A 21942-nucleotide genomic window follows, 5' to 3' on the forward strand; every position below is an offset into this window, starting at 1 on the left:
GTGGCACCCGACCGAGGTGCCACCCGGGTGGATTCGCACCGAGTATCAGTCCTTCGCCGGGGGCGTGGGGCGGGATCCGAACGCCGTCCGGGTGCGGGAGAGCCGGTAGTCGATCCGGTCGTCGACGTAGGACTCCAGCTGCGGGTACTTCGAGAAGTCCTCGGTGACGACGTCGGCGATGTGATCGGTCACCCGGTTGAGCCGCTCCTCGAGCCGATCACGTTCGATCACCTGGGAATCGAGTCGGAGCGCCTTGACGTTCGCCCAGCACATCGCGAGCAGCACGATGCTGAACGGCAGTGCGGTGGCCAGGGCCGCGGCCTGCAGGGCGCCGAGCCCGCCGGCCAGGAGCAGGGCGGCCGCCACGAGGCCCTCGAGCGTGGCCCACAGGACCCGCGACCAGATGGGCGGATTCGGGTGCCCCCCGGAGGCGAGCATGTCCACCACGAGGGAGCCCGAGTCGGAGGACGTGATGAAGAAGATCGCCACGAGCAGGATGGCCAGGAACGAGAACGCCGAGCCCAGCGGCAGCCGGCCCAGGGCATCGAAGATCGCGCTCTCCACGATGAGCGAGCCGTCCTCGCTCAGGTTGTTCGCGACGATGTCGGCGCCCCCGAAGAGCTCCTCGAACAGGCCGGTACCGCCGAGCACGGAGAACCACAGGAACCCGACGATGGTCGGCACGAGCAGCACACCGGCCACGAACTGGCGGATCGTCCGGCCCCGGGAGATGCGGGCGATGAACACGCCCACGAACGGCGACCAGGAGATCCACCAGCCCCAGTAGAAGACCGTCCAGTTCGAGAACCAGTCGGCCGCGCCCTCACCGCGCTGATAGGCCCCGACGTCGAACGTCATCTGGAACAGGTCGCCCAGGTAGATGCCCAGGGCCTCGACCAGATTCTGGAAGAGGAAGACGGTCGGGCCGAGCAGCAACACCGCGATGAGCAGGAGGCCGGCGAGCGAGAGGTTGATGTTGGAGAGCCATTTGATCCCGGCGCCGACACCGCTGACCACGGACAGGGTGGCGAGGAAGGTGATGACGATGATGAGCACGATGAGGAGCAGGTTGTCACCGGTCTCGACGATGCCCATCGATGCCAGCCCGACCGAGATCTGCTTGACCCCGAGCCCGAGCGAGGTGGCGATGCCGAACAGCGTGCCCACGATCGCGAGCACGTCGACGAGGTCTCCCACCCAGCTGCGCACCCACCTGCCGAGGATCGGTTCGAGCGCCCAGCGGATGGAGACGGGGCGTCCTCGCCGGTGGATCGCGTAGGCGAGTGCGAGGCCGACCACGGCGTAGATGGCCCAGGGGTGGAGCCCCCAGTGCAGGAACGTCTGCGCCATGGCCGGTCCGGCGAGGTCCGCACCGCTGCCGTCCCAGCCCGGCTTCGGGTCGGTCGTGGCGTACGTGAGCGGCTCTCCCACGGAGTAGAACACGAGCCCGATGCCCATGCCGGCCGCGAACAGCATCGCGAACCACGACAGGAGACCGAACTCCGGCTTCTCGTCGTCCTTGCCCAGCCGGATCCGCCCGAACCGGGAGACCCCGAGGCCGATCGCGACCGCCACGAAGATCCCGACCACGAGCATGTAGTACCAGCCGAGGTTCGTGACGATCCAGCCGTTCATGCCCTTGAACACGCTGTCCGTCGCGTCCGGGGCGATGACTGCGAACGCGACCACGGCGAGGATGATGACCAGGGCGGGCCAGAAGACCCGTGGAGCGATCATCCCGCGGCCGATCCGCATCCCGTGTCGGCGCAGCTTGGTGCTGATCTCGTCGTCCGAGTCCCCGTCGCCGATCCACATCCGGCGCGGGAGGTGCACCGTGCTCGGCAGGCCGTTCGCCGCTGCGGCTCCGGTGCCGGTCGGTGGCGGGTTCTCGAGTTCGGTCGCTTCGTTCGTCGTTGTTGCGCGCACTGGTGGGTTCCGTATCCGTCGATGTTCGATCGCTCCCCAGGCTGACGGGTTCGGGGTGTTCTGGCAACCGGCCCTGTGTCGTGCAGGGTCGTGCCGGGGCGTGCCGGGGCGTGCCGGGGCGTGCCGGGGCGTGCAGGGCCGTGACGTGCGCTGCCACCCGAAGGCGGCCCGGGCGGCGCGTCAGGACGCCGTGATCGCCTCGCGCATCGGGGCGAGCTTCGCCTCGGACTCGGCCCACTCGGCGGCGGGATCCGAGGCCGCCATGATCCCGCAGCCGGCGAAGAGCTGCCACGTCCGATCCGTGACGGCCCGGGCGGTCCGCAGCGCGATGGCCCATTCGCCGTCGCCGTCGCCGCCCATCCAGCCGACCGGCCCGGCGTAGCGGTCCCGGTCCATTCCCTCGTGGGCGGCCAGCACCCGCGCGGCCTCGGCGGTGGGGGTGCCGCACACCGCCGCCGTCGGATGGAGCAGCGCAGCGAACGCGAGCGAGGACACCTCGGTCGAGTCGGCGTCCGGTACGGCCGTGACGTCGGTCGCCAGGTGCATGACGTTCGGCAGCTGCAGGATGAACGGCACCTCGGGGCAGCTCGTCGTGGCCACGTGGTCCCGGAGCGATTCGAGCAGGGAGTCGACCGCGTACTCGTGCTCCTCGAGGTCCTTCGACGAGTGCGCGAGGGCGGCCGCGTGCGTGGCGTCGACGTCCGCGTCGCCCGTGCGCCGGATCGTGCCCGCCAGGACCCGGGAGGCGAGCAGTCCCCGCTCCCGCCGCAGCAGCAGTTCGGGGGTCGCCCCGATGAGCCCGTCGACCGCGAAGGTCCAGCTCGTCGCGTACGCGCTCGCCAGGTGGCCGAGCGTGCGGCGCACGTCGATCGGGGCGGTCGTCGTGGCGATGAGATCACGCGCGACGACCACCTTGGCCACCTCGCCCGAGCGGATCGCGGAGATGACCTGCCCGACCTCGGCGAGCCAGGCGGCCTCGTCCCGGGCGCCGGCGGCGAAGGCGGCCGTGGTCGCCTCCGTGAGCGGTGCCACGCTCTCGAGGTGAGCCGGAAGATCGGGAAGCGGCCCGAGCGATCCGGGAGTGACGACGGTGAGCCACGCTGCGCCGTCCCGACGCCCGAGGATCACCTCGGGCACGATGAGCACCCCGCCCGCGGGGGAGTCCGCGGAGAACGCGAAGGAGCCGAAGGCGAGCGGCCCGGTGCCGGGCAGGCCCACCTCGTCGCGGACGACGCAGCGCGACATGAACTCGCTCCAGTGGTCGTCGGCATCGTCGAACCGGGCCGGCCCGGTCGTGCGGAACCGGGCGATCTCGCCCCAGGCGACGAGCCCCTCACCGCCCCGGATCCAGCTGAGCGCGGCCCCGGGGGTGGGGGCCGGCAGGTACCTCAGCAGGTCGCCCGGGTCGTCGATCGGGACCGTGCGGGCGAGGTAGGCGGGGCTGGGGGCGAGGGGTGCCGCGGAGGGAGCAGACATCGCCCCCAGCCTAATGCTCACCGGCGGGTGATCACCCGGTGGCGACGTCCGAGGAGGACGGCGACCCCGGCGGCCGCGACGAGCGTCGCCAGGAGCGCGGCGGCCCCGGCACTCGCGCCCGTCGAGGGCAGGGGCTCGCTCGCTCCGCCGGTCGGCGGGATCGTTCCGTCGGCGGATCCGGTGCTGTCGGCGGATCCGGTTCCGCCCGTGGCGTCGGTGCCGTCCGTGCCGGCAGCGGCATCCGTGCCACCGGCATCGCTCGTCCCGTCCGCGTCCTGCGCGCCGTCGGTGGGCTCGTCGGTCGGGTCGGTGGGCTTGTCCGTCGGGGCGGTCGGCTCGTCGGCCACGGTGACCGTCGCGCGCACCTCGGTCGAGATCGCGGGCTCGCCGGGGGTGATGCCGTCCGGCAGGTCGAACGTGCCGATCGCCTCGTAGTCGCCGGCGCTGCGGCCGTCGTAGCCCGGAAGCTCCCAGCTCAGGGCCACGTCCCACTCGCCGCCGTCGGCGTCGGTGAGCGTCGTCGAGGAGGCGAGCGCTCCGATCGCGTCCTCGAGGGAGGTGCCGTGCGCGACCGTCACGTCGTCCACCGCGGCGACCGATGCCGCCGGGGTGAACTGCACGCTCTCGCCCGTGAGCGCCCGGTACACGCGCGCCGAGATCGGCACGAGATCCGCCACGGCGTAATTCGCCCCGGCGAAGCCGTTCGGGGGGCTCGTCACCGGCGAGTGGCGCATGTTCGTCAGGATCGTGATCGTCAGCTGGTGCAGCGGGTCGATGATCGTGAGCGTGCCCGTCCAGCCCTGGTGGCCGTAGGTCTCGCGCGAGGGGCCCCAGTTGAAGTAGTAGTACGCGGCGGCGTTCTTCGAGTGCACCCGCCACCCGAGCGCGATCGTCGAGGAGTCCGCGTTGCCGCCGCCGACCGCGTGCGGCGTGGTGAACTCGTCGGCCACGTCGGCGTCGAAGTACTGCTCACCGCCGTAGCTGCCGCGGTTGAGCATGAGCTGGGTGAGCACCGCCATATCGCCGGTGGTGGAGAACAGGCCGGCATGCCCGGCGACACCGGCCATGGAGTAGAAGGCCTTCTCGTCGTGCACCTCGCCCTGGAGCGTGTAGTGGCGCATCGGCACGGGGTCGCCGTTCGGGAGCGTGCCGAAGGAGACGTTCCCGTCGCGGGTGTTCCCGTTGAGCTCGGTCGCCGCGACCTCCTCGGGGGCGAAGCCGGAGGCGAGCGGCCGGAACGTCGTGGCCTCGAGCCCGAGCGGCCCGTAGAACTCGTTCTCCAGATAGACGTCCAGGCGTTCGCCGGTGATCTGCTCCACGAGCAGCCCGAGGATCATGAAGTCCACGTCGCTATAGGCGAACCGCGTCCGAGGCGCGTACATGAGCGGGGTGCGGCTGATCGCGTCGATGATCCCGGCCCGGTCGTCCGGATCGTCGGTCTGGTACCACAGGTCCCCGGCGGAGGCCCGGTTCGGATACTCGGGATCGGGGATGAGGCCGCCCTCGTGATGGAGGAGGTCACGGACCGTCACGGTCTCCTTGCCGGTGTGCACCGCCGTGATCCCGCCCGCGCCGCCGACGGTCCACTTGCCCGTGTAGTCGGAGTTGGCGTCGGTGAAGTCCTCCCAGCCCGGGAAGGACGCAACGGTGGCGTCCAGGTCGAGCCGGCCCTCACTCACGAGTCGCTGGATCGCGTAGTTCGTGGCGTACATCTTCGAGTTCGACGCGAGGTCGAACAGGGTGTCGGTCGTGGCCGGCTCCCATTCGGATTCGGGCAGGAGCTCCGCCGGCGTGAGGTCTCCCGCCTCGTCCACGCCGGTCGAGTAGCGCAGCGCGTAGCCGTAGGCGTCGTTCTTGACCACCTTGCCGTCCTTCGTGACGACGACGCCCACCGCCGGGCCGCCCGCGTCGACCTGGTCCTGGATCCAGTCGTCCAGGGAGGCGAGCTCGACCGGATCGAAGCCCACCGCGGCGGGGTCGGCCGTGGTGAGCTCGTCGTGGGCGACGAACTGCGGCGTGAGCACGAGGGCGTCGCCGGAGTGGATGAGCGTGCGCACCTGGAACAGCCATTCGATGGCGCCGAAGGAGAGGTAGTACTCGCCGCCCTCGGAGTAGCCGTCGATGTCGGAGAACACGTAGTCCTCGGAGAGCCAGTAGCTGATCATGTTGCCGGTGACGTTCTGGCCGATCCGGTTCGTGTCGACCGCGATCTCGTAGTAGTCGCGGTTGCGGAAGATCGTGAGGATGTCGAGCGTGTCCGCGGGGGCGCCGTCGAAGACGTAGCCGTTCCTGCCGTAGGAGTAGGTGAGGTCGAGGACGTCGGTCAGATCCTCGACCGCGATGAACGCCTTCCGGTCGCTCGTGGTCACGTCGTCGGCGTCCAGCGTCTGCGGGGCCCCGTAGGCGCGGGCGTCGCCGTCGATCAGCCAGACCTCGGCGGCGCCGTCGGTCGCCTCGACGTAACGCAGGTCCTCGGGGAATCGGCTATCGCCACTCGCGCGCACGCCGAGGCGGTCGTGCTCGCCGGCGAAGGCGAACTCCGCCACGGTGCCGAAGGAGTCCTCGTCGGTGGACATGGCGGTCGGGGCGGCGCCACCGAGGGTGAGCGCCTCGAGGTCGCCGTCGCTGCCGGTCGCGGAGTAGTAGTGCACGGTCAGGGTGGTGGTCTCCGCGGCGCCGGCGGGGGCCGCGATGAGCAGGGACACCCCCAGGCCGGCGACGGCGGCGATCGCCGTGCCTCTCGATCTGAACATCGGTGTTCGCTCCTTGAGGGGGATGGGAGTCGGTCGAAACGAATTATCGTCGTCGACCACAGACTTGGCAAGGATGTGCAATCGGGGGGAGGTGGTCTAATGGACGCCATGTCACGCGCCAGCCTGTACAAGGACCCGACCGCGGTCGCCGGGATGTTCGACGAGGTCGCCCGCAATTACGACCGCACCAACGACATCCTCACCGGCGGTATCGACCGGATCTGGCGGAGGGCGACGTTCGACGCGGTCGCGGCCCGGCCCGGCGAGCGGGTGCTCGACCTGGCGGCGGGCACGGGCACCTCGAGCGCGGACTACGCCGATGCCGGCATCGACGTCACCCCGTGCGACATGTCCGAGGGGATGGTGGCCGAGGGCCGTCGCCGGCGCCCCGACCTGCCGTTCGTCCTCGGGGATGCGACCGACCTGCCGTTCGCGGACGCGAGCTTCGACGCGGTGACGATCTCGTTCGGCCTGCGCAACATCTCGGACACGGGCCTGGCCCTGCGGGAGATGCTGCGGGTGACCGTGCCGGGCGGGCGACTCGTCGTCTGCGAATTCTCCCAGCCCCCGAACCGGGCCTGGGCGGGCCTGTACGGGTTCTATCGCGACCGGATCCTCTCCCCGGTCGCCAAGGCCGTCTCCTCGAACGCCCCGGCCTACGACTATCTGGCCGAGTCGATCGCGGCCTGGCCCGACCAGGACGCGCTCGCCGGCGTGCTGCACGCGTCCGGGTGGCGGGGCGTCGGCTATCGCAACCTCACCGGCGGGATCGTCGCGCTTCACCGGGCATTCAAGCCGGCCGAGTAGCCCTGAACGGCCCTGAACGGCCCTGAATCGGCGCGGGCCGGTCACGGAGCGGGGTTGATCACGCGCCCCCAGGTGGACACGTTGCCCCAGATGTTCTGACGCAGCCCCTCGAGCTGGAGGATCTGGCTGTGGTCGACGAACAGGTTGACCTCGTTGCCGTAGTTCTTGACGTACCACTCGAAGACCGGCCCGTCCGCGGCCTCGAACATGACGTTCTCGAGGCCGAGGCCGTTGATGATCGACGCCGCGGCGGAGGTGTTCCACTCGGCGACGTTCTCGGTGATCCCCTCGGACTCGATCATGATGATCGATGCGCCGGCCGCGAGCGCGCGCCGGCCGCGGTCGACGAGGTCGCCGATGTCCTTCGTCGTCTCCGCCGCCAGCTCCGCCTCCCCGGAGTCCCCGCCGGAGCCGATCTGGATGCCGAGCTCGGGCTTGGGCCGCAGGCCTGCCGCCACCACCTTCTCGACGAGTCGTTCGAGCCCGGAGGTGGGCAGCATGATGAAGCCCGTCGAGATCTCGATCACATCGAAGCCCACGTCCTTGGCCTCATGGAGGTAGTGGTCGACCGCGTCCGGGCCGTAGCGCAGCACGGTCTCGATCCAGCCGCCCGAGGAGACGTAGGAGTCGTTCTCGTGCGCGAGGTCGCTGAACGCGCGGACCTGCGCGGGCGGCACGAGCGCGAACGAGCCGCCCGCCCACTTGATGCCGTCGACCCACTGGCCGGCGACCTCGAAGACGTCCTGCAGGTGCCGGGTGCCGAACGTCGCATAGTACGGGGCGCGGATCTCGGTCATCCCGGTGGCTCGGGGCTTGGCCGGGCGGTAGGCGCGCGGCACGAAGTCGAAGCTCACATCGAATCCGGTGGCGTTGGACATGGTCGGTCTCCTTGTGTGAATGCCCCGGACGGGGCTCGGTTCAGGCCCGCTCCCGGCGCACCCGGGCGAGTGCGGAGGTGAGGGCGGTGACGGGCTCGTGCTCGAGCCCGCGCACGAGCGCGACGATCTCCTCGCGCAATTCGGCGGGTGCGAACGGGGTCGTGAGCGAGTGGAACTTCCGCTCGGCGCCCGCCCAGCTCTGCGGACGGGTGTGGAACCCCTCGTAGGCGGACTCCTCGGCCTCGAAGGACGTGCCGTCGGTCAGGGTGAGGACCAGGCGCGCCGGCATCTCCTCGGGGAAGCGCGCCGACAGGTCGTCGTCCGGCCGGATGCGCACGCGTGTCATGAGCTGTTGGACGTCGTCGGCGACGATCCGGGCGGGCTCGTACTGGGCGGGCGTGAGCTCGCCGTCGAGGAGGGTCACGGCGAGCATCCACGGCAGGGAGTGATCGGCCTCCTCCTTCGTGGCGACCGTCCGCTTGTCGCCCTCCTCGCCGCCGCCGATGATCGAGTACGCGACGTCGAAGGTCGTCAGCTCGATCGAGGCGACGTCCTCGGCCCGGACGCCGGCCCGAAAGCGGGCCCGGACGGCGATGACCGCCTCGAGCGCCGACTGCGAGTGGATCTCGGCGTTGTGCTTCTTGATGATCACCCGGCGGACCCGTTCCAGGTCCTCCCCGGCCCAGTCGAGCGTGAACGGGCCGGAGACGGTCTCCTTGAAGCCCTTGTTCCCCTCGAACACCTCCGCCGGGCCCGTGATCCCGCGTGCCGCGAGCAGCGCCGCGAACGTCCCCTCCTTCGACACCTGCGGATAGGCGAGGCCCTTCCAGTGGCTCAACGAGCCCGTGCGGGTCACGCGCAGGGCGTTGTTGGCGGTGCCGCAGATCGCGATCGCGTTCGCGATCTGGCCGGTCGTCAGCCGCATCGCCTTGGCCGCTCCGGCGGCCGCGGCATAGGCACCCTGGGTCGTGTGGTCGAAGCCGCGTGCCCGCACGGGCGCCTCGTCCGCGAGGCGGGTGTGCACCTGGTACGCCACCGCCAGGGCCGCGAGAAACTCGGCTCCGGAGGCGCCGACGCTCTCGGCGGCGGCGAGGACCGCGCCGAGGTTGTCCGACGGGTGATTCGTCTCCCCCGGGGCGAGGTAGGCGTCCATGAAGTCGAGGTAGCGGCTCAGGCCGCTGTTGTAGAAGGCGGCCCGGTCCGGGGAGGTCCGGCCGCCGCCGATGAGGGTCGCGACCTCGGTGCCGCCGAGGTCCTCGAGCAGGCCGCGGACGGCGACCATCGGCTCGGCGTCGAGGGCGCCGATCGCGACCCCGAGGGTGTCGAGGACGTGGATCTTCAAACGATCGATCGCCTCCGCGCCGGCATCCGCCAGCGTGACGCGGTGGACGAACGCGGCCAGGTCCTGGACTTCGGTCATGAGTGCCTCCGGGTGCTCCGCAGTCACGTCGGTGGCTGCGTCGGTGGTGTGCTGGGCCGGTGTGATGCCGGCGCGATGTCCTGCCTCCACCATGCTCCCCGGGTATCTTGACGTCAAGAGGCTTGCTGACATTGATCGATCACTTGTCGGAAACTCCTCGGCGGGCGTCGCGCTCGCGCTCCGCGGCCGTGACGCGCCTCACGGGGGCCCGGGCGCGTGGCCCCGGTCGCCGAATCCGTCGCGTCGTTCCGCCCGGTTGCGGCCTGACGTGACGGAATGGTCGCCTGAGTCACCTGGATCGGGGGTGTGGCGTCAGCGGGGGCGCGTCATTGACGCTAGGCTGCAGACGGGCATGTTTTCCGCGCAAAATCAGCGCGGATCGCCCCCAGAGGAACATCAATTTGGCAAGCTCGCAGTAGCGGAAATGGTGGTTGGCGTGTTGGTCGTGCCCGAGGATGACGCCGACGTCATCGTCGTAGGCGCAGGCCCGGCCGGGGCCTCGGCCGCGCACCACCTCGCGACGGTCGGACTCGAGGTGCTGCTGCTCGAGAAGGCCACGTTCCCCCGCGACAAGGTGTGCGGCGACGGGCTCACCCCCCGCGCCGTCTCCGAGCTCATCCGCATGGGCGTGCCGATGCACCCGCAGGACGGCTGGATCCGCAACAAGGGCCTGCGGGTCGTCGGCGGCGGACACACGCTCCACCTCCCGTGGCCGGAGATCGAGCGCTACCCGAACTACGGCATGGCCAAGGCCCGCACCGGCCTCGACCAGACCCTCGCGCATCACGCCCGCGCCAGCGGCGCGAAGCTGATCGAGGGGGCCAACGTCACCGGCCCGCTCGTGGACGAGCGCACCGACCGGGTCGTCGGGGTCACCTACCGCTCCGTGGACGAACGGGGACGGCGCATCCCGGGCGAGGAGGGCGCGGAACGTCCGCTGCGCGCGCCGATCGTCATCGACGCGGGCGGGGTGTCCGCCCGGCTCGCGACCGCCGTCGGAATCGCCAAGCGCGAGGACCGGCCCATGGGGGTCGCCGTGCGCACCTACTTCCGCACCCCGCGCCACGACGACGAGTGGATGGAGTCCCAGCTCGAGCTGTGGGAGGGCGAGGCCGGGAACTCTCCGCTCCTGCCCGGCTACGGGTGGATCTTCGCGCTCGGGGACGGCACGGCGAACGTCGGCCTCGGCTCGGTCTCCTCGACCGCGCGGGCGACCAAGCTCGACTACAAGGCCCTGCTCGCGGCCTGGATGCGCAACGCGCCCGCGGACTGGGAGTTCACGCCCGAGAACCAGGTCGGCCCCGTGCGCAGTGCCGCCCTGCCGATGGCGTTCAACCGCACCCCCCTCTACCGGCGCGGCCTCATGCTCATCGGCGACGCCGGCGGCATGGTCTCCCCGTTCAACGGGGAGGGCATCGCCTACGGGCTCCAGGCGGGCCGGATCGCGGCGGACGTCGCCGCCCAGGCGCTCATGCGCACGACCGCCCCCGCGCGCGAGCGGATGCTGCTCAGCTACCCGCGCCGAATGAACGAGGACATCGGCGGATATTTCGCTCTCGGTCGACAGTTCGTCAAGTTGATCGAGCGGCCGGAGATCATGCGCGTGTGCACGCGGTACGGGCTGCCCCGGCCGCTGCTCATGAAGTTCGTGCTGAAGCTGCTCTCGGACTCCTACGACACCCGAGGTGGAGATCTGACCGACCGGATCATCACCTCACTGACACGAATCGTCCCTGCGGCGTGAGGATCTGCCCATGACCAATCCCTACCTTCCGATCCTGATCCTGCTGGGTCTGGCCCTGCTGCTCGCCGGCGGGGGACTCGCCGCGTCCGCCGTCATCGGGCCGAAGCGTTACAACAAGGTCAAGGTCGCCGCCTACGAATGCGGCGTCCAACCCACCCCCGGGGCGAGTACCGGTCGCTTCCCGATCAAGTACTACCTCGTGGCGATGACCTTCATCCTGTTCGACATCGAGGTCGTCTTCCTGTACCCGTGGGCGGTGGCCTTCTCGGAGCTCGCCGTCTTCGGCCTGATCGCAATGATGACGTTCCTGTTCTTCATCACCGTGCCGTTCGTCTACGAATGGCGTCGCGGTGGCCTGGACTGGGACTGAGAAAGGAACCACGAGTATGGGACTCGAAGAAAAGCTTCCCTCCGGCTTCCTCCTGGGCAAGATCGAGGACCTGGTGGGATGGACGCGCTCCTCGTCGATGTGGCCGGTCACGTTCGGGCTCGCCTGCTGCGCGATCGAGATGATGGCCGCGGGCACACCGCGCTTCGACATCTCCCGCTACGGCATGGAGGTCTTCCGGGCCTCGCCGCGGCAGGCCGACCTGATGATCATCGCCGGGCGGGTCAGTCACAAGATGGCCCCGGTCATGCGCACCGTCTACGACCAGATGGCCGACCCCAAGTGGGTCATCGCGATGGGCGTCTGCGCCTCCTCGGGCGGGATGTTCAACAACTACGCCATCGTCCAGGGGGCCGACCACGTGCTCCCCGTCGACATCTACCTTCCCGGGTGCCCGCCGCGGCCCGAGATGCTCATCAACTCCATCCTCGAGCTGCACAAGCACGTGATCAAGGGCGCGCCCCTCGGCGCGCACCGGGAGGAGATCAGCCGCCAGGTCGAGGCCGCCGCGCTGCGCGCCACGCCGACCCACGAGATGAAGGGCCTGCTCGCGTGAGTACCGACAAGTCGCTCGCCGCCTCCGGAGGCGGCCAACTCGACCGGGCGCAGGCCGGACCGCTCGGGCTCATCCGCGAGCAGAAGGGCATGTTCGGCGTCCACGGCAGCGGAGACACCTCCGGCTTCGGAGGGCTCGAGCAGGCGGTCGCCCAGACCCCCGCGAGCGAGCGCCCGTACGGCGGCTACTTCGACGAGGTGGTCGACCTCCTCGCCGAGGCACTGGCCGACGCGGGTGTCGACTTCGACGACGCCATCGAGCAGGTCGTGGTCTACCGCGGCGACCTGACCCTGACCGTCGCCCGGGAGCATCTGCAGCTCGTGGCCCGGCTTCTGCGCGACGAGCAGGACCTGCGCTTCGAGTTCTGCGTCGGCGTCAGCGGGGTGCACTACCCGGACGACCGGGGCCGGGAGCTCCACGCCTACTACCCGCTCAACTCGATCACCCACAACCGGCTCATCAACCTCGAGGTGACCGCCCCGGACGAGGACCCGCACGTCCCGTCCCTGTGCGAGATCTACCCGGCGAACAACTGGCACGAACGCGAGGTCTGGGACTTCTTCGGCCTCGTCTTCGACGGCCACCCCTCGCTCACCCGGATCCAGATGCCGGACGACTGGGTCGGACACCCGCAGCGCAAGGACTACCCCCTCGGTGGGATCCCCGTGGAGTACAAGGGGGCGACCATTCCCTCGCCCGACAACCGGAGGTCTTACAGCTGATGAGTACCACACCCCCGATGGCCACGGCCGGTGCCGGAGCTCCCGGCACCGAGGGCGTCCACGAGTTCACGGCCGAGGGCGGCGACTGGGACCAGATCGCGCTCGACGCCGAACGGTTGGCCGACGAGCGCATCGTCGTCAACATGGGGCCGCAGCACCCCTCGACCCACGGCGTGCTGCGCATCGTTCTGGAGATCGACGGTGAGACGGTCCGCGAGGCCCGGGCGGGAATCGGGTTCCTGCACACCGGTATCGAGAAGAACATGGAGTTCCGCACCTGGACCCAGGGCGTCACGTTCTGCACGCGCATGGACTATGTGGCGCCGTTCTTCCAGGAGGCCGCCTACTGCCTCGCGGTGGAGAAGGCCCTCGGGATCACGGACGACATCCCCGAACGGGCGACCCTCATCCGTGTGCTGGTCATGGAGCTCAACCGGATCTCCTCGCACTTCGTGGCGGCCGGAACCGGCGGGAACGAGCTCGGCGCCACCACGATGATGACGATCGGCTTCCGCGACCGTGAGGAGATCCTGCGGATCTTCGAGGCGATCACCGGACTGCGGATGAACCACGAGTACATCCGTCCCGGCGGCGTGGTCCAGGACCTGCCCCCCGGCCTGACCGCGATGGTGCGCGAGAAGCTGCCGCAGATCCTGCGGGGAATCAGCGAGCTCGAGAAGCTCACGCTGGAGCTTCCCATCTTCGTGGGACGGATGAAGGACGTCGGCGTGCTCGACCTGTCCGCGGCCACGGCCCTGGGCGCGACGGGACCGCTCATGCGCTCGGCGGGCCTCCCGTACGACCTGCGCAAGGCCCAGCCGTACTGCGGCTACGAGACCTACGACTTCGAGATCCCGACCGCCACCGGCGGAGACTCCTACGATCGGTACCTGGTCCGCTTCGCGGAGATGCGCGAATCGGTCAAGATCGTCGAGCAGGTGCTCGACCGGCTCGACGCGCAGGACCGCTCCGGCAAGCACCCGGTCATGGTCGCCGACAAGAAGATCGCCTGGCCGGCCCAGCTCGCGGTCGGCTCCGACGGTCAGGGCAACTCCCTCGAGTACATCCGCCACATCATGGGCGAGTCGATGGAGGCCCTCATCCACCACTTCAAGCTCGTGACCGAGGGCTTCCGGGTGCCGGCGGGCCAGGTCTACCAGCAGGTGGAACACCCGAAGGGCACGATGGGGGTCCACCTCGTCTCCGACGGCGGCACCCGCCCGTACCGGGTCCACTTCCGGGACCCGTCCTTCAACAACCTGCAGGCCCTGTCGATCATGTGCGAAGGCGGTTCGATCGCCGACGTGGTCGTCTCGGTCGCCTCGATCGACCCAGTGCTAGGGGGGGTGGACCGCTGATGTCCATCGAATATCACGGCTATCCCGAGGACGTCGACGCCCGGCTGCGGGCCGATTCCGCACAGATCATCGCCCGGTATCCCACGCCGCGCTCGGCCCTGCTGCCGATGCTCCACCTGGTCCAGGCCGAGGACGGCTACGTCTCCCCGGCCGGCATCGCCCTGTGCGCCGAGGTGCTCGGACTCTCCCGCGCCGACGTGAGCGCGGTGGCGACCTTCTACAGCCAGTACAAGCGCAAGCCGAACGGGGACTACACGGTCGGGGTGTGCACGAACACCCTGTGTGCGGTCATGGGCGGTGACGCGATCTTCGAGCGGATCTCGAGCCGGCTGGGCATCAGCCACGACGAGACGACCGAGGACGGGAAGATCACGCTCGAGCGGATCGAGTGCAACGCCGCCTGTGACTTCGCCCCGGTCGTCATGATCAACTGGGAGTTCTTCGACAACCAGACCCCCGAGGCGATCCTCGAGGTGGTCGACGCGATCCTCGACGGCAAGCCCGTGCAGCCCACCCGCGGAGCGGAGACCGTCGCGACCTTCAAGGAGGTCTCCCGGGTCCTCGCCGGCTTCGACGACGGCCGCGCGAACGAGGGCGTCGGCGCCGGTGCGGCCACGCTCGAGGGGCTCAAGCTCTCCCGGGAGCACGACTGGCACGCGCCGAAGCCCGAGCCGGGCCCGAACTCGAACGATGGAGGCCGGTCATGACCACCCTGACGCCCGTTCTCAGTGACATCTGGGATGCCGAGCGTTCCTGGACCCTGGAGACCTATTCGGCCCATCAGGGCTACGAGGCCTGGCGCACGGCGATCCACACCGAGCCGGCCCGGCTCATCGAGCTCGTCAAGGGCTCGGGGCTGCGCGGGCGCGGCGGTGCGGGCTTCCCGACCGGGCTCAAGTGGTCGTTCCTGCCGGCCCCGGACGGCGGCCCCCGCTACCTCGTGGTCAACGCCGACGAGGCCGAGCCGGGCACGTGCAAGGACATCCCGCTGCTGCTGGCCAACCCGCACTCCCTCATCGAGGGGATGGCGATCACGAGCTTCGCGATCGGCTCCAACCACGCGTTCATCTACCTGCGCGGCGAGGTCGTGCACGTGCACCGGCGCGTCATGAACGCGATCCGGGAGGCGCGCGAGGCCGGCCTGCTCGGCACGAACATCCTCGGCACCGGCTTCGACCTGGAGATCACGCTCCACGCGGGCGCGGGCGCCTACATCTGTGGGGAGGAGACCGCGCTGCTCGACTCCCTCGAGGGCCGACGCGGTCAGCCCCGTCTCAAGCCCCCGTTCCCGGCCGTCGCCGGTCTCGACGCACGGCCCACCGTGGTCAACAACGTCGAATCCATCGCCTCGGTCCCCGGGATCGTGCGGGAGGGGGACGGCTGGTTCGAGTCGATGGGCACGGGCAAGTCGACCGGCCACGGCCTCTTCTCGCTCTCGGGCCACGTGACCCGGCCCGGTCAGTTCGAGGCACCGCTCGGCATCACCCTGCGGGAGTTGCTCGAGCTCGCCGGCGGGATCCGCGACGGTCATCGGCTCAAGTTCTGGACGCCGGGCGGCTCCTCCACCCCGATCTTCACCGACGAGCACCTCGACGTCCCGCTCGACTTCGAATCGGTCGCCGCGGCCGGATCGATGCTCGGCACCCGGGCGCTCCAGATCTTCGACGAGACGACCTCGGTGGTCCGTGCGGTCTCCCGCTGGATCGACTTCTACGCCCACGAGTCGTGCGGCAAGTGCACCCCGTGCCGCGAGGGCACCTACTGGATGAAGCAGGTGCTCACCCGGCTCGAGGCGGGCCAGGGCCTCGAGGGGGACGTCGACCTGCTCCTCGACGTCGCCGGGAACATCGACGGCCGCTCCTTCTGCGCCCTCGGCGATGCCTCCGCCCAGCCGGTCAAGAGCGGTATCAAATACTTCCGTGAGGAGTTCGAGCAGGGCCTGCACACGCCGGCCCGTGAACTCTTCCCCTACGAGGCCAACGCCCTGTTCACCGAGGTCGCCCGATGACTGCCAGCCAGAACACGAACGCACCCGCCCCCGTCGAGGAGGTCGGCCTGACCATCGACGGCGTCGAGGTGAGCGTGCCCAAGGGCACCCTCATCATCCGCGCCGCCGAACAGGCGGGCATCCACATCCCCCGGTTCTGCGACCACCCGCTGCTGGCGCCCGCCGGCGCCTGTCGCCAGTGCCTCGTGGACGTGGCGATGCCCGACCGGGAGGGGAACCTCCGGGCGATGCCGAAGCCGCAGACCTCGTGCACGATGACCGCCTCGCCCGGCATGGTCGTCAACACCCAGCACACCTCCGCCGTGGCCGACAAGGCCCAGCACGGCATGATCGAGTTCCTGCTCGTCAACCACCCGCTCGACTGCCCCGTCTGCGACAAGGGCGGCGAGTGCCCGCTGCAGAACCAGGCGATGAGCAACGGCAACGCCACGAGCCGGTACGCGGACGTCAAGCGCACGTTCCCGAAGCCGATCAAGATCTCCACCCAGATCCTGCTCGACCGCGACCGCTGCATCCTGTGTCAGCGCTGTACCCGCTTCCAGGACGAGATCGCCGGCGATCCCTTCATCGCGCTGCAGGGACGCGGCGGCGGGGCCCCGGGCCAGGAGGTGCACACCCTCCACGCCCAGCAGATCGGCACGTTCGACGAGGCGATCCTCGACATCGCCCCCCTCGAGGGCGCCCACACCGACCCCGCGCACACGAGCGAGGTCGTCGGCCCCGAGGGCATGGGCGGGATCACCGCCGGCATGATCCAGACCGTCGGCTCCGCCGAGGTGGACTCGACCGGACGCCCGTTCGCCTCCTACTTCTCCGGGAACACGATCCAGATCTGCCCGGTCGGTGCCCTGACGTCGGCGACCTACCGGTTCCGTTCGCGCCCCTTCGACCTCGTCTCCGTCGACTCGATCGCCGAGCACGACGGCTGCGGCTCCGCGATCCGGATCGACCACCGCCGCGGCACCGTCATGCGCCGCCTCTCCGGCGACGATCCGGGCGTGAACGAGGAGTGGATCACCGACAAGGACCGCTTCGCCTTCACGTGGCAGGCCGGCCCGGACGTGCTCACCACCCCGCTCGTGCGCAACGAGGAGACCGGCGAGCTCGAGGCCACCAGCTGGTCCGAGGCGATCCACCTCGCGGCCCGCGGGCTGCGCGGCGCCACCGATCGGGGCGTCGGACTGCTTCCCGGCGGGCGGCTCACCCTCGAGGAGTCCTACGCCTGGTCGAAGTTCGCACGGGTCGCCTTCGACACGAACGACATCGACTTCCGCTCCCGCGCCCACTCCGCCGAGGAGGCCGCGTTCCTCGGACACCACGTCGCCGGCTCCTCGATGGAGGTCACCTTCTCCGATATCGAGCGCGCCGGGCACGTGCTGCTCGTCGGACTCGAACCGGAGGAGGAGGCGGGCACGATCTTCCTCCGCCTCCGCAAGGGGATGCTCGCGGGCACGGTCTCGGTCTCCACGATCGCCCCGTTCGCGACCCGCGGCAGCACGAAGCTGCGCGCGCGCGTCCTCACCACCGGCCCCGGCGGCGAGGCCGCCGCACTGGCCTCACTGACCTCGCCGGCCGACGCGGGTGCCGCCGGTGCCGCCGGTGACACGGCCCAGGTCGCCGAGGCCCTCCGGGCCGACGGCGCCGTCATCCTCGTCGGCGAGCGGCTCGCGCTCAGCCCCGGCGGCTACACCGCGGCCCTCGCCCTCGCCCGTGCCACGGGCGCCCGGCTCGCCTGGGTCCCGCGCCGGGCCGGCGACCGCGGAGCGGTCGAGGCCGGACTGCTGCCGACCCTGCTCCCCGGGGGGCGGCCCGTCGCCGACGCGGAGGCGCGCATCGACGTCGCCGCCGCCTGGTCGGTGCCCGAGCTCCCCGAGCGCCCGGGCCGCGACACCGAGCAGATCCTCGCGGCCGCCGGCTCCGGCGACCTGGGAGGACTCGTGGTCGGCGGACTCGACCTGGCCGACCTGCCCGATCCCGCCGCCGCCGAGCGGGCGTTCGCGAACGCCGGCTTCGTGGTCCAGCTCGAGGTGCGACGCACCCAGATCAGCGCCTACGCGGACGTCGTGCTTCCCGTCGCCGCCCCGACCCAGAAGTCCGGCACCTTCCTCAACTGGGAGGGACGCCCCCGGCCGTTCGGCCAGGTCTTCCCCACGAGCATGCGCAGCGACGCCGGCGTGATCGACATGATCGGCGCCGCGATGGAGCTGGACCTGGGCACCGACGAGCTGGACTCGATCCACCGCGAACTCACCGGCTTCGCCGGCTGGGACGGTGCCCGAATCGACGCGCCCCAGGTCGCCGTCCCCGCCGCCGAACCGGTCGGCCCACCGGCCGGCGGGGGAGGCCACGTGCTGGCCACGTGGAGGATGATGCTCGACGCCGGGTCGGGACAGGACGGCGAGCCGTACCTCGCGGGCACGGCCCACCGGCCCGTCGTGCGCATCTCGCCGGCCACGGCCGATGCGCTCGGCGTCGGCCTCGACAGCCGCGTGACCGTCACCGGCCCGTCCGGGCAGATCACGCTGCCGGTGCTGCCCACCGCGATGCCCGACCACGTCGTGTGGGTGCCGATGCACTCGCCGGGATCGTCGGTCTACCGGATGCTCGGAGTCGCCGCCGGCGCCGAGGTCGCCCTCGCTGCCGCAGCGGACACCCTCGAGGAGGAATCCCGATGATGAACCTGGCCCCGATCCTGGCGCAGGCCCCCCGCGGTGCCGACTTCAGCAATGACACGGTGCTCGTGTCGCTGATCAAGGCCGTGTGCATCCTGCTGTTCCTGTTGTTGTCGGTGCTGCTGGCCCTGTGGTTCGAGCGACGCCTCATCGGCCGGTTCCAGCAGCGCCTCGGGCCCAACGTGCGCGGGCCCTTCGGCCTCGTGCAGTCGATCCCCGACGCGCTCAAGCTCGTGCTCAAGGAGGACATCACCGTCAAGGCGGCGGACAAGGTGATCTACATCATCGCGCCGCTCATCTCGGTGGTCTCCGCCTTCCTCATCTTCGCCGTCATCCCGTTCGGCCCGGAGCGGGAGATCTTCGGCGTGACCACGCCGCTCCAGCTGACCGACATGCCGGTCGCGGTGCTCTACATCCTCGCGATCGCGGCCCTCGGGGTCTACGGGATCGTCCTCGGAGGCTGGTCCTCCGGGTCGACCTACCCGCTCCTCGGGGCGGTGCGCTCGACCGCGCAGGTCATCTCCTACGAGCTCGGCATGGGCCTCTCGCTCGTGAGCGTGTTCATCGTCTCCGGCTCGATGTCGACGTCGGAGATCGTCGCCTCCCAGACGGGGGAGAACGGCGGCGCATGGTGGGCGATCGCGCTCTTCCCGGCCTTCGTCGTCTACATCATCTCGATGGTCGGCGAGACGAACCGGCTGCCCTTCGACCTCCCCGAGGCCGAGGGCGAACTCGTCGGCGGCTTCCAGACCGAGTACTCCTCGATGAAGTTCGCCTGGTTCTACCTGGCCGAGTACATCAACATGATGAACGTCTCCGCGATCGCCACCACGCTGTTCCTCGGCGGCTGGCACGCGCCGTTCCCGTTCAACTACTTCAGCTGGGCCGAGGTCGGGATCATGCCGGTCGTCTGGTTCCTCGTCAAGCTCTGGCTGCTCATGGGCTTCTTCGTGTGGCTGCGCGGAACGCTACTGCGCTTCCGCTACGACCAGTTCATGAACCTCGGCTGGAAGATCCTCATCCCGATCGCCCTCGCATGGGTGGTCATCGTGTCCGTCTACCAGGGCGTCATCCAGTTCGGCAGCCTCGACCTGGACGGCCGGCTCGGACCGCTTCCGCTGCGCACGTGGATCATCATCGCGGCCGGTGTGCTGCTCATCCTCGCCTTCGCGCTCCTCGCGAAGGAGCCCCGCCGGGTGCTCGAGTCCGTCAACGCCGAGCCCGCCGAACCCGAGGAGTTCGACGCGTTCGCCGGCGGCTACCCGGTGCCACCGCTGCCCGGGCAGCAGCTGCCGCCGTCCCCACGCCGCGCCAAGGTGACGGCCCCCGCTGGAGAGAAGGAGACCGACGATGTCTGAGCAGACTCCCGATCCGTCCGCCGAGCACTCGCAGGTGACCCCCAGGCCCTGGGCGGGTGTTCCCGGGCGGGACGCCGCGGAACTCGTCGGCGACCCGAACACGGGTCCGGTGGGTCAGACCCTCGCACCGGTCGCCGGCTTCGGCGTGACGTTCTCCACCCTGTTCCGGCACACCGCCACCGAGCAGTACCCGTTCGAGAAGGTCCCGACCGAGCCGCGCTACCACGGCCGGCACATGCTCAACCGTCACCCCGACGGGCTCGAGAAGTGCATCGGCTGTGAGCTGTGCGCCTGGGCCTGCCCGGCGGATGCGATCTACGTGGAGGCCGGCAACAACACGCCCGACGCGCAGTACGCGCCGGGCGAGCGGTACGGGCGCACGTACCAGATCAACTACCTGCGGTGCATCTTCTGCGGCCTGTGCATCGAGGCCTGCCCCACCCGGGCCCTGACGATGAGCAACGAGTTCGAGCTCGCCGGCCAGACCCGGGCGGAGATGATCTACACCAAGGACGAGCTGCTCGCCCCGCTGCGGGACGGCATGCTCGCCGCCCCCCACCCGATGGTCGAGGGCACCACCGATGTCGACTACTACAAGGGCGAGGTGACCGGCCCGACCCGATCCCAGGTGGACTGGGTCCGCGAGCACCGCCCCCACGACGAGACCCTCGACTCGGCCGCGGCCGCCGCCGCGCGGGCCGAGTCCAGCACTCACTCACCCGCGGGAGGTACCCGGTGACCGAGCCACTGACGTTGTCCACGGGAGAGGGGGTGGTCTTCTGGATCCTCGCCCCCCTCATGGTGATCGGCGCGCTCGGGCTGATCTTCAGCAAGCGGATCGTGCACATCGCGGTCGCGGTCGCCGGCGTGATGATCGGCCTCGCCGTGCTCTACACCGCGAACGAGGCGCCGTTCCTCGGCGTGGCCCAGGTGGTCGTGTACACCGGCGCCGTGATGATGCTGTTCCTGTTCGTCATCATGCTCATCGGCGTCGACTCGAGCGAGTCCCTCACCGAGACCCTCACCGGCCAGCGCTGGTGGGCGGTGCTCGCCGGGGTGGGCACGCTCATCCTGCTCATCGCTGTCACCACCCGGGCGAGCCTGCCCGAACCGGTCGGGCTGGCCGCGGCGAACGCCGACGGCAACCCGGTCGGGGTCGCGCGGCTCATCTTCTCCGAGTTCGTGTTCCCGTTCGAGTTGACCGGGGCCCTGCTCATCACGGCGGCCCTCGGGGCCATCACGCTCACGCACCGGCTCCGGCTCACCGAGAAGGTCGGCCAGCCCGAGTTGGCGAGCGCCCGGATGCGGGCCTACGGCGCCGGGGAGTCCTCCGGCACGATCACCGTGCGGCCCGGACCGGGGGTCTACGCCCGCCACAACTCGGCGGACATGCCGGCGATCGACGCCGCGGGCCGGCCCGTGGACGAGTCGGTCTCCTCCGTGCTGCGGGTCCGCGGCCAGTTCGCCACCCCGCCGCAGCGGCTCGAACTCGGCCGCGGCAGCGCGACCGAGGTCTCGGAGCTCGAGGACGTGAGTGAGTTCCCGGTGAACACCGAGACGGAGGAGACCCGCCCATGAGCATGCTCAACTACCTGGTGCTCTCGGGCATCCTGTTCACCATCGGCACCGTCACGGTGCTCGTGCGGCGCAACGCGATCGTGGCGTTCATGGGTGTCGAACTCATGCTCAACGCGGCCAACCTCATGCTCATCGCGTTCGCCCGCATCCACGGCGACCTTCGCGGTGAGGTGATCGCGTTCTTCGTCATGGTCGTCGCCGCGGCCGAGGTGGTCATCGGCCTCGCGATCATCGTGTCCATCTTCCGATCCCGGGTGTCGGCGTCGCTCGACGACGTCAGCCTCCTGAAGAACTAGGG

General features: G+C 70.2%; 18 protein-coding genes. 13 read left to right on the top strand and 5 right to left on the bottom strand.

What is annotated here, in order from left to right; all coding sequences use genetic code 11:
- Positions 1-45: 45 nt before the first annotated feature.
- The 3 genes from GCG21_RS10855 to pbp4b all read right to left on the bottom strand — a co-directional run bounded on the left by GCG21_RS10855 (position 46) and on the right by pbp4b (position 6155).
- The gene (locus GCG21_RS10855; RefSeq protein ID WP_152909736.1) at positions 46-1815 is read right to left on the bottom strand and encodes a BCCT family transporter; all 1770 of its coding nucleotides are present in this window, start codon (positions 1813-1815) and stop codon (positions 46-48) included.
- A 291-nt stretch (positions 1816-2106) separates the two neighbouring features.
- Positions 2107-3402 (bottom strand): isochorismate synthase MenF, encoded by a 1296-nt coding sequence (locus GCG21_RS10860; protein WP_152909701.1) that lies wholly within the window; start codon positions 3400-3402, stop codon positions 2107-2109.
- Between the two features lie 17 nt (positions 3403-3419).
- Positions 3420-6155, bottom strand: a complete 2736-nt coding sequence (gene pbp4b, locus GCG21_RS10865) for a penicillin binding protein PBP4B (RefSeq protein WP_152909702.1) — start codon at positions 6153-6155, stop codon at positions 3420-3422.
- 108 nt (positions 6156-6263) lie between these two features.
- On the opposite strand from pbp4b, the gene GCG21_RS10870 reads away from it, so the two are divergent.
- Positions 6264-6962, top strand: coding sequence for a demethylmenaquinone methyltransferase (locus tag GCG21_RS10870; RefSeq protein WP_152909703.1), 699 nt, complete (start codon positions 6264-6266; stop codon positions 6960-6962).
- Between the two features lie 41 nt (positions 6963-7003).
- On the opposite strand, the gene GCG21_RS10875 is transcribed toward GCG21_RS10870, so the two are convergent.
- Both GCG21_RS10875 and GCG21_RS10880 read right to left on the bottom strand, forming a co-directional pair.
- Positions 7004-7840 carry a phosphosulfolactate synthase gene (locus GCG21_RS10875; protein ID WP_152909704.1) on the bottom strand — a complete coding sequence of 279 codons (837 nt, stop codon included), beginning with the start codon at positions 7838-7840 and terminating at the stop codon, positions 7004-7006.
- A 40-nt stretch (positions 7841-7880) separates the two neighbouring features.
- Positions 7881-9260 carry an MmgE/PrpD family protein gene (locus GCG21_RS10880; RefSeq protein ID WP_152909705.1) on the bottom strand — a complete coding sequence of 460 codons (1380 nt, stop codon included), beginning with the start codon at positions 9258-9260 and terminating at the stop codon, positions 7881-7883.
- A gap of 424 nt (positions 9261-9684) precedes the next feature.
- On the opposite strand from GCG21_RS10880, the gene GCG21_RS10885 reads away from it, so the two are divergent.
- Genes GCG21_RS10885 through nuoK form a run of 12 tightly spaced genes read left to right on the top strand, consistent with a single transcriptional unit; the run spans position 9685 to position 21940 of the window.
- On the top strand, positions 9685-11004 hold the full coding sequence (locus GCG21_RS10885) for a geranylgeranyl reductase family protein (RefSeq protein ID WP_152909706.1): 1320 nt from the start codon (positions 9685-9687) through the stop codon (positions 11002-11004).
- 10 nt (positions 11005-11014) lie between these two features.
- Positions 11015-11374, top strand: coding sequence for an NADH-quinone oxidoreductase subunit A (locus GCG21_RS10890; protein ID WP_152909707.1), 360 nt, complete (start codon positions 11015-11017; stop codon positions 11372-11374).
- Positions 11375-11390: 16 nt separating this feature from the next.
- A complete protein-coding gene (locus GCG21_RS10895; protein WP_152909708.1) occupies positions 11391-11948 on the top strand; it encodes an NADH-quinone oxidoreductase subunit B family protein in 558 nt (185 codons plus the stop codon).
- Complete coding sequence (locus tag GCG21_RS10900) at positions 11945-12670, top strand: NADH-quinone oxidoreductase subunit C (protein ID WP_370517457.1); 726 nt, start codon at positions 11945-11947, stop codon at positions 12668-12670. The genes GCG21_RS10895 and GCG21_RS10900 overlap by 4 nt, the downstream gene beginning before the upstream one ends.
- Positions 12670-14028, top strand: coding sequence for an NADH-quinone oxidoreductase subunit D (locus GCG21_RS10905; protein ID WP_152909709.1), 1359 nt, complete (start codon positions 12670-12672; stop codon positions 14026-14028). Before GCG21_RS10900 ends, GCG21_RS10905 begins: the two co-directional genes overlap by 1 nt.
- The gene (nuoE, locus tag GCG21_RS10910; RefSeq protein WP_152909710.1) at positions 14028-14735 is read left to right on the top strand and encodes an NADH-quinone oxidoreductase subunit NuoE; all 708 of its coding nucleotides are present in this window, start codon (positions 14028-14030) and stop codon (positions 14733-14735) included. Before GCG21_RS10905 ends, nuoE begins: the two co-directional genes overlap by 1 nt.
- The gene (gene nuoF, locus GCG21_RS10915; protein ID WP_152909711.1) at positions 14732-16036 is read left to right on the top strand and encodes an NADH-quinone oxidoreductase subunit NuoF; all 1305 of its coding nucleotides are present in this window, start codon (positions 14732-14734) and stop codon (positions 16034-16036) included. Before nuoE ends, nuoF begins: the two co-directional genes overlap by 4 nt.
- Entirely contained in the window at positions 16033-18711 is a 2679-nt protein-coding gene (locus GCG21_RS10920) for an NADH-quinone oxidoreductase subunit G (protein ID WP_152909712.1), read from the top strand. The genes nuoF and GCG21_RS10920 overlap by 4 nt, the downstream gene beginning before the upstream one ends.
- Entirely contained in the window at positions 18708-20066 is a 1359-nt protein-coding gene (gene nuoH, locus GCG21_RS10925) for an NADH-quinone oxidoreductase subunit NuoH (RefSeq protein WP_370460133.1), read from the top strand. Before GCG21_RS10920 ends, nuoH begins: the two co-directional genes overlap by 4 nt.
- Positions 20059-20805, top strand: coding sequence for an NADH-quinone oxidoreductase subunit NuoI (gene nuoI / locus GCG21_RS10930; RefSeq protein WP_152909713.1), 747 nt, complete (start codon positions 20059-20061; stop codon positions 20803-20805). Before nuoH ends, nuoI begins: the two co-directional genes overlap by 8 nt.
- The gene (locus GCG21_RS10935) at positions 20802-21644 is read left to right on the top strand and encodes an NADH-quinone oxidoreductase subunit J (RefSeq protein WP_153878804.1); all 843 of its coding nucleotides are present in this window, start codon (positions 20802-20804) and stop codon (positions 21642-21644) included. The genes nuoI and GCG21_RS10935 overlap by 4 nt, the downstream gene beginning before the upstream one ends.
- Positions 21641-21940, top strand: a complete 300-nt coding sequence (gene nuoK, locus GCG21_RS10940; protein WP_152909714.1) for an NADH-quinone oxidoreductase subunit NuoK — start codon at positions 21641-21643, stop codon at positions 21938-21940. The genes GCG21_RS10935 and nuoK overlap by 4 nt, the downstream gene beginning before the upstream one ends.
- The last annotated feature ends 2 nt before the right edge of the window (positions 21941-21942 follow it).

It is taken from the genome of Pseudactinotalea sp. HY160 (genome assembly GCF_009372055.1).
Taxonomy (GTDB): domain Bacteria; phylum Actinomycetota; class Actinomycetes; order Actinomycetales; family Beutenbergiaceae; genus HY158.

Bases quoted from the DNA above. Each gene is read 5' to 3' on its own strand.
- GCG21_RS10855 (WP_152909736.1), bottom strand. From the start codon at position 1,815: ATGTGGATCGGCGACGGGGACTCGGACGACGAGATCAGCACCAAGCTG.
- GCG21_RS10860 (WP_152909701.1), bottom strand. From the start codon at position 3,402: ATGTCTGCTCCCTCCGCGGCACCCCTCGCCCCCAGCCCCGCCTACCTC.
- pbp4b (WP_152909702.1), bottom strand. From the start codon at position 6,155: ATGTTCAGATCGAGAGGCACGGCGATCGCCGCCGTCGCCGGCCTGGGG.
- GCG21_RS10870 (WP_152909703.1), top strand. From the start codon at position 6,264: ATGTCACGCGCCAGCCTGTACAAGGACCCGACCGCGGTCGCCGGGATG.
- GCG21_RS10875 (WP_152909704.1), bottom strand. From the start codon at position 7,840: ATGTCCAACGCCACCGGATTCGATGTGAGCTTCGACTTCGTGCCGCGC.
- GCG21_RS10880 (WP_152909705.1), bottom strand. From the start codon at position 9,260: ATGACCGAAGTCCAGGACCTGGCCGCGTTCGTCCACCGCGTCACGCTG.
- GCG21_RS10885 (WP_152909706.1), top strand. From the start codon at position 9,685: ATGGTGGTTGGCGTGTTGGTCGTGCCCGAGGATGACGCCGACGTCATC.
- GCG21_RS10890 (WP_152909707.1), top strand. From the start codon at position 11,015: ATGACCAATCCCTACCTTCCGATCCTGATCCTGCTGGGTCTGGCCCTG.
- GCG21_RS10895 (WP_152909708.1), top strand. From the start codon at position 11,391: ATGGGACTCGAAGAAAAGCTTCCCTCCGGCTTCCTCCTGGGCAAGATC.
- GCG21_RS10905 (WP_152909709.1), top strand. From the start codon at position 12,670: ATGAGTACCACACCCCCGATGGCCACGGCCGGTGCCGGAGCTCCCGGC.
- nuoE (WP_152909710.1), top strand. From the start codon at position 14,028: ATGTCCATCGAATATCACGGCTATCCCGAGGACGTCGACGCCCGGCTG.
- nuoF (WP_152909711.1), top strand. From the start codon at position 14,732: ATGACCACCCTGACGCCCGTTCTCAGTGACATCTGGGATGCCGAGCGT.
- GCG21_RS10920 (WP_152909712.1), top strand. From the start codon at position 16,033: ATGACTGCCAGCCAGAACACGAACGCACCCGCCCCCGTCGAGGAGGTC.
- nuoH (WP_370460133.1), top strand. From the start codon at position 18,708: ATGATGAACCTGGCCCCGATCCTGGCGCAGGCCCCCCGCGGTGCCGAC.
- nuoI (WP_152909713.1), top strand. From the start codon at position 20,059: ATGTCTGAGCAGACTCCCGATCCGTCCGCCGAGCACTCGCAGGTGACC.
- nuoK (WP_152909714.1), top strand. From the start codon at position 21,641: ATGAGCATGCTCAACTACCTGGTGCTCTCGGGCATCCTGTTCACCATC.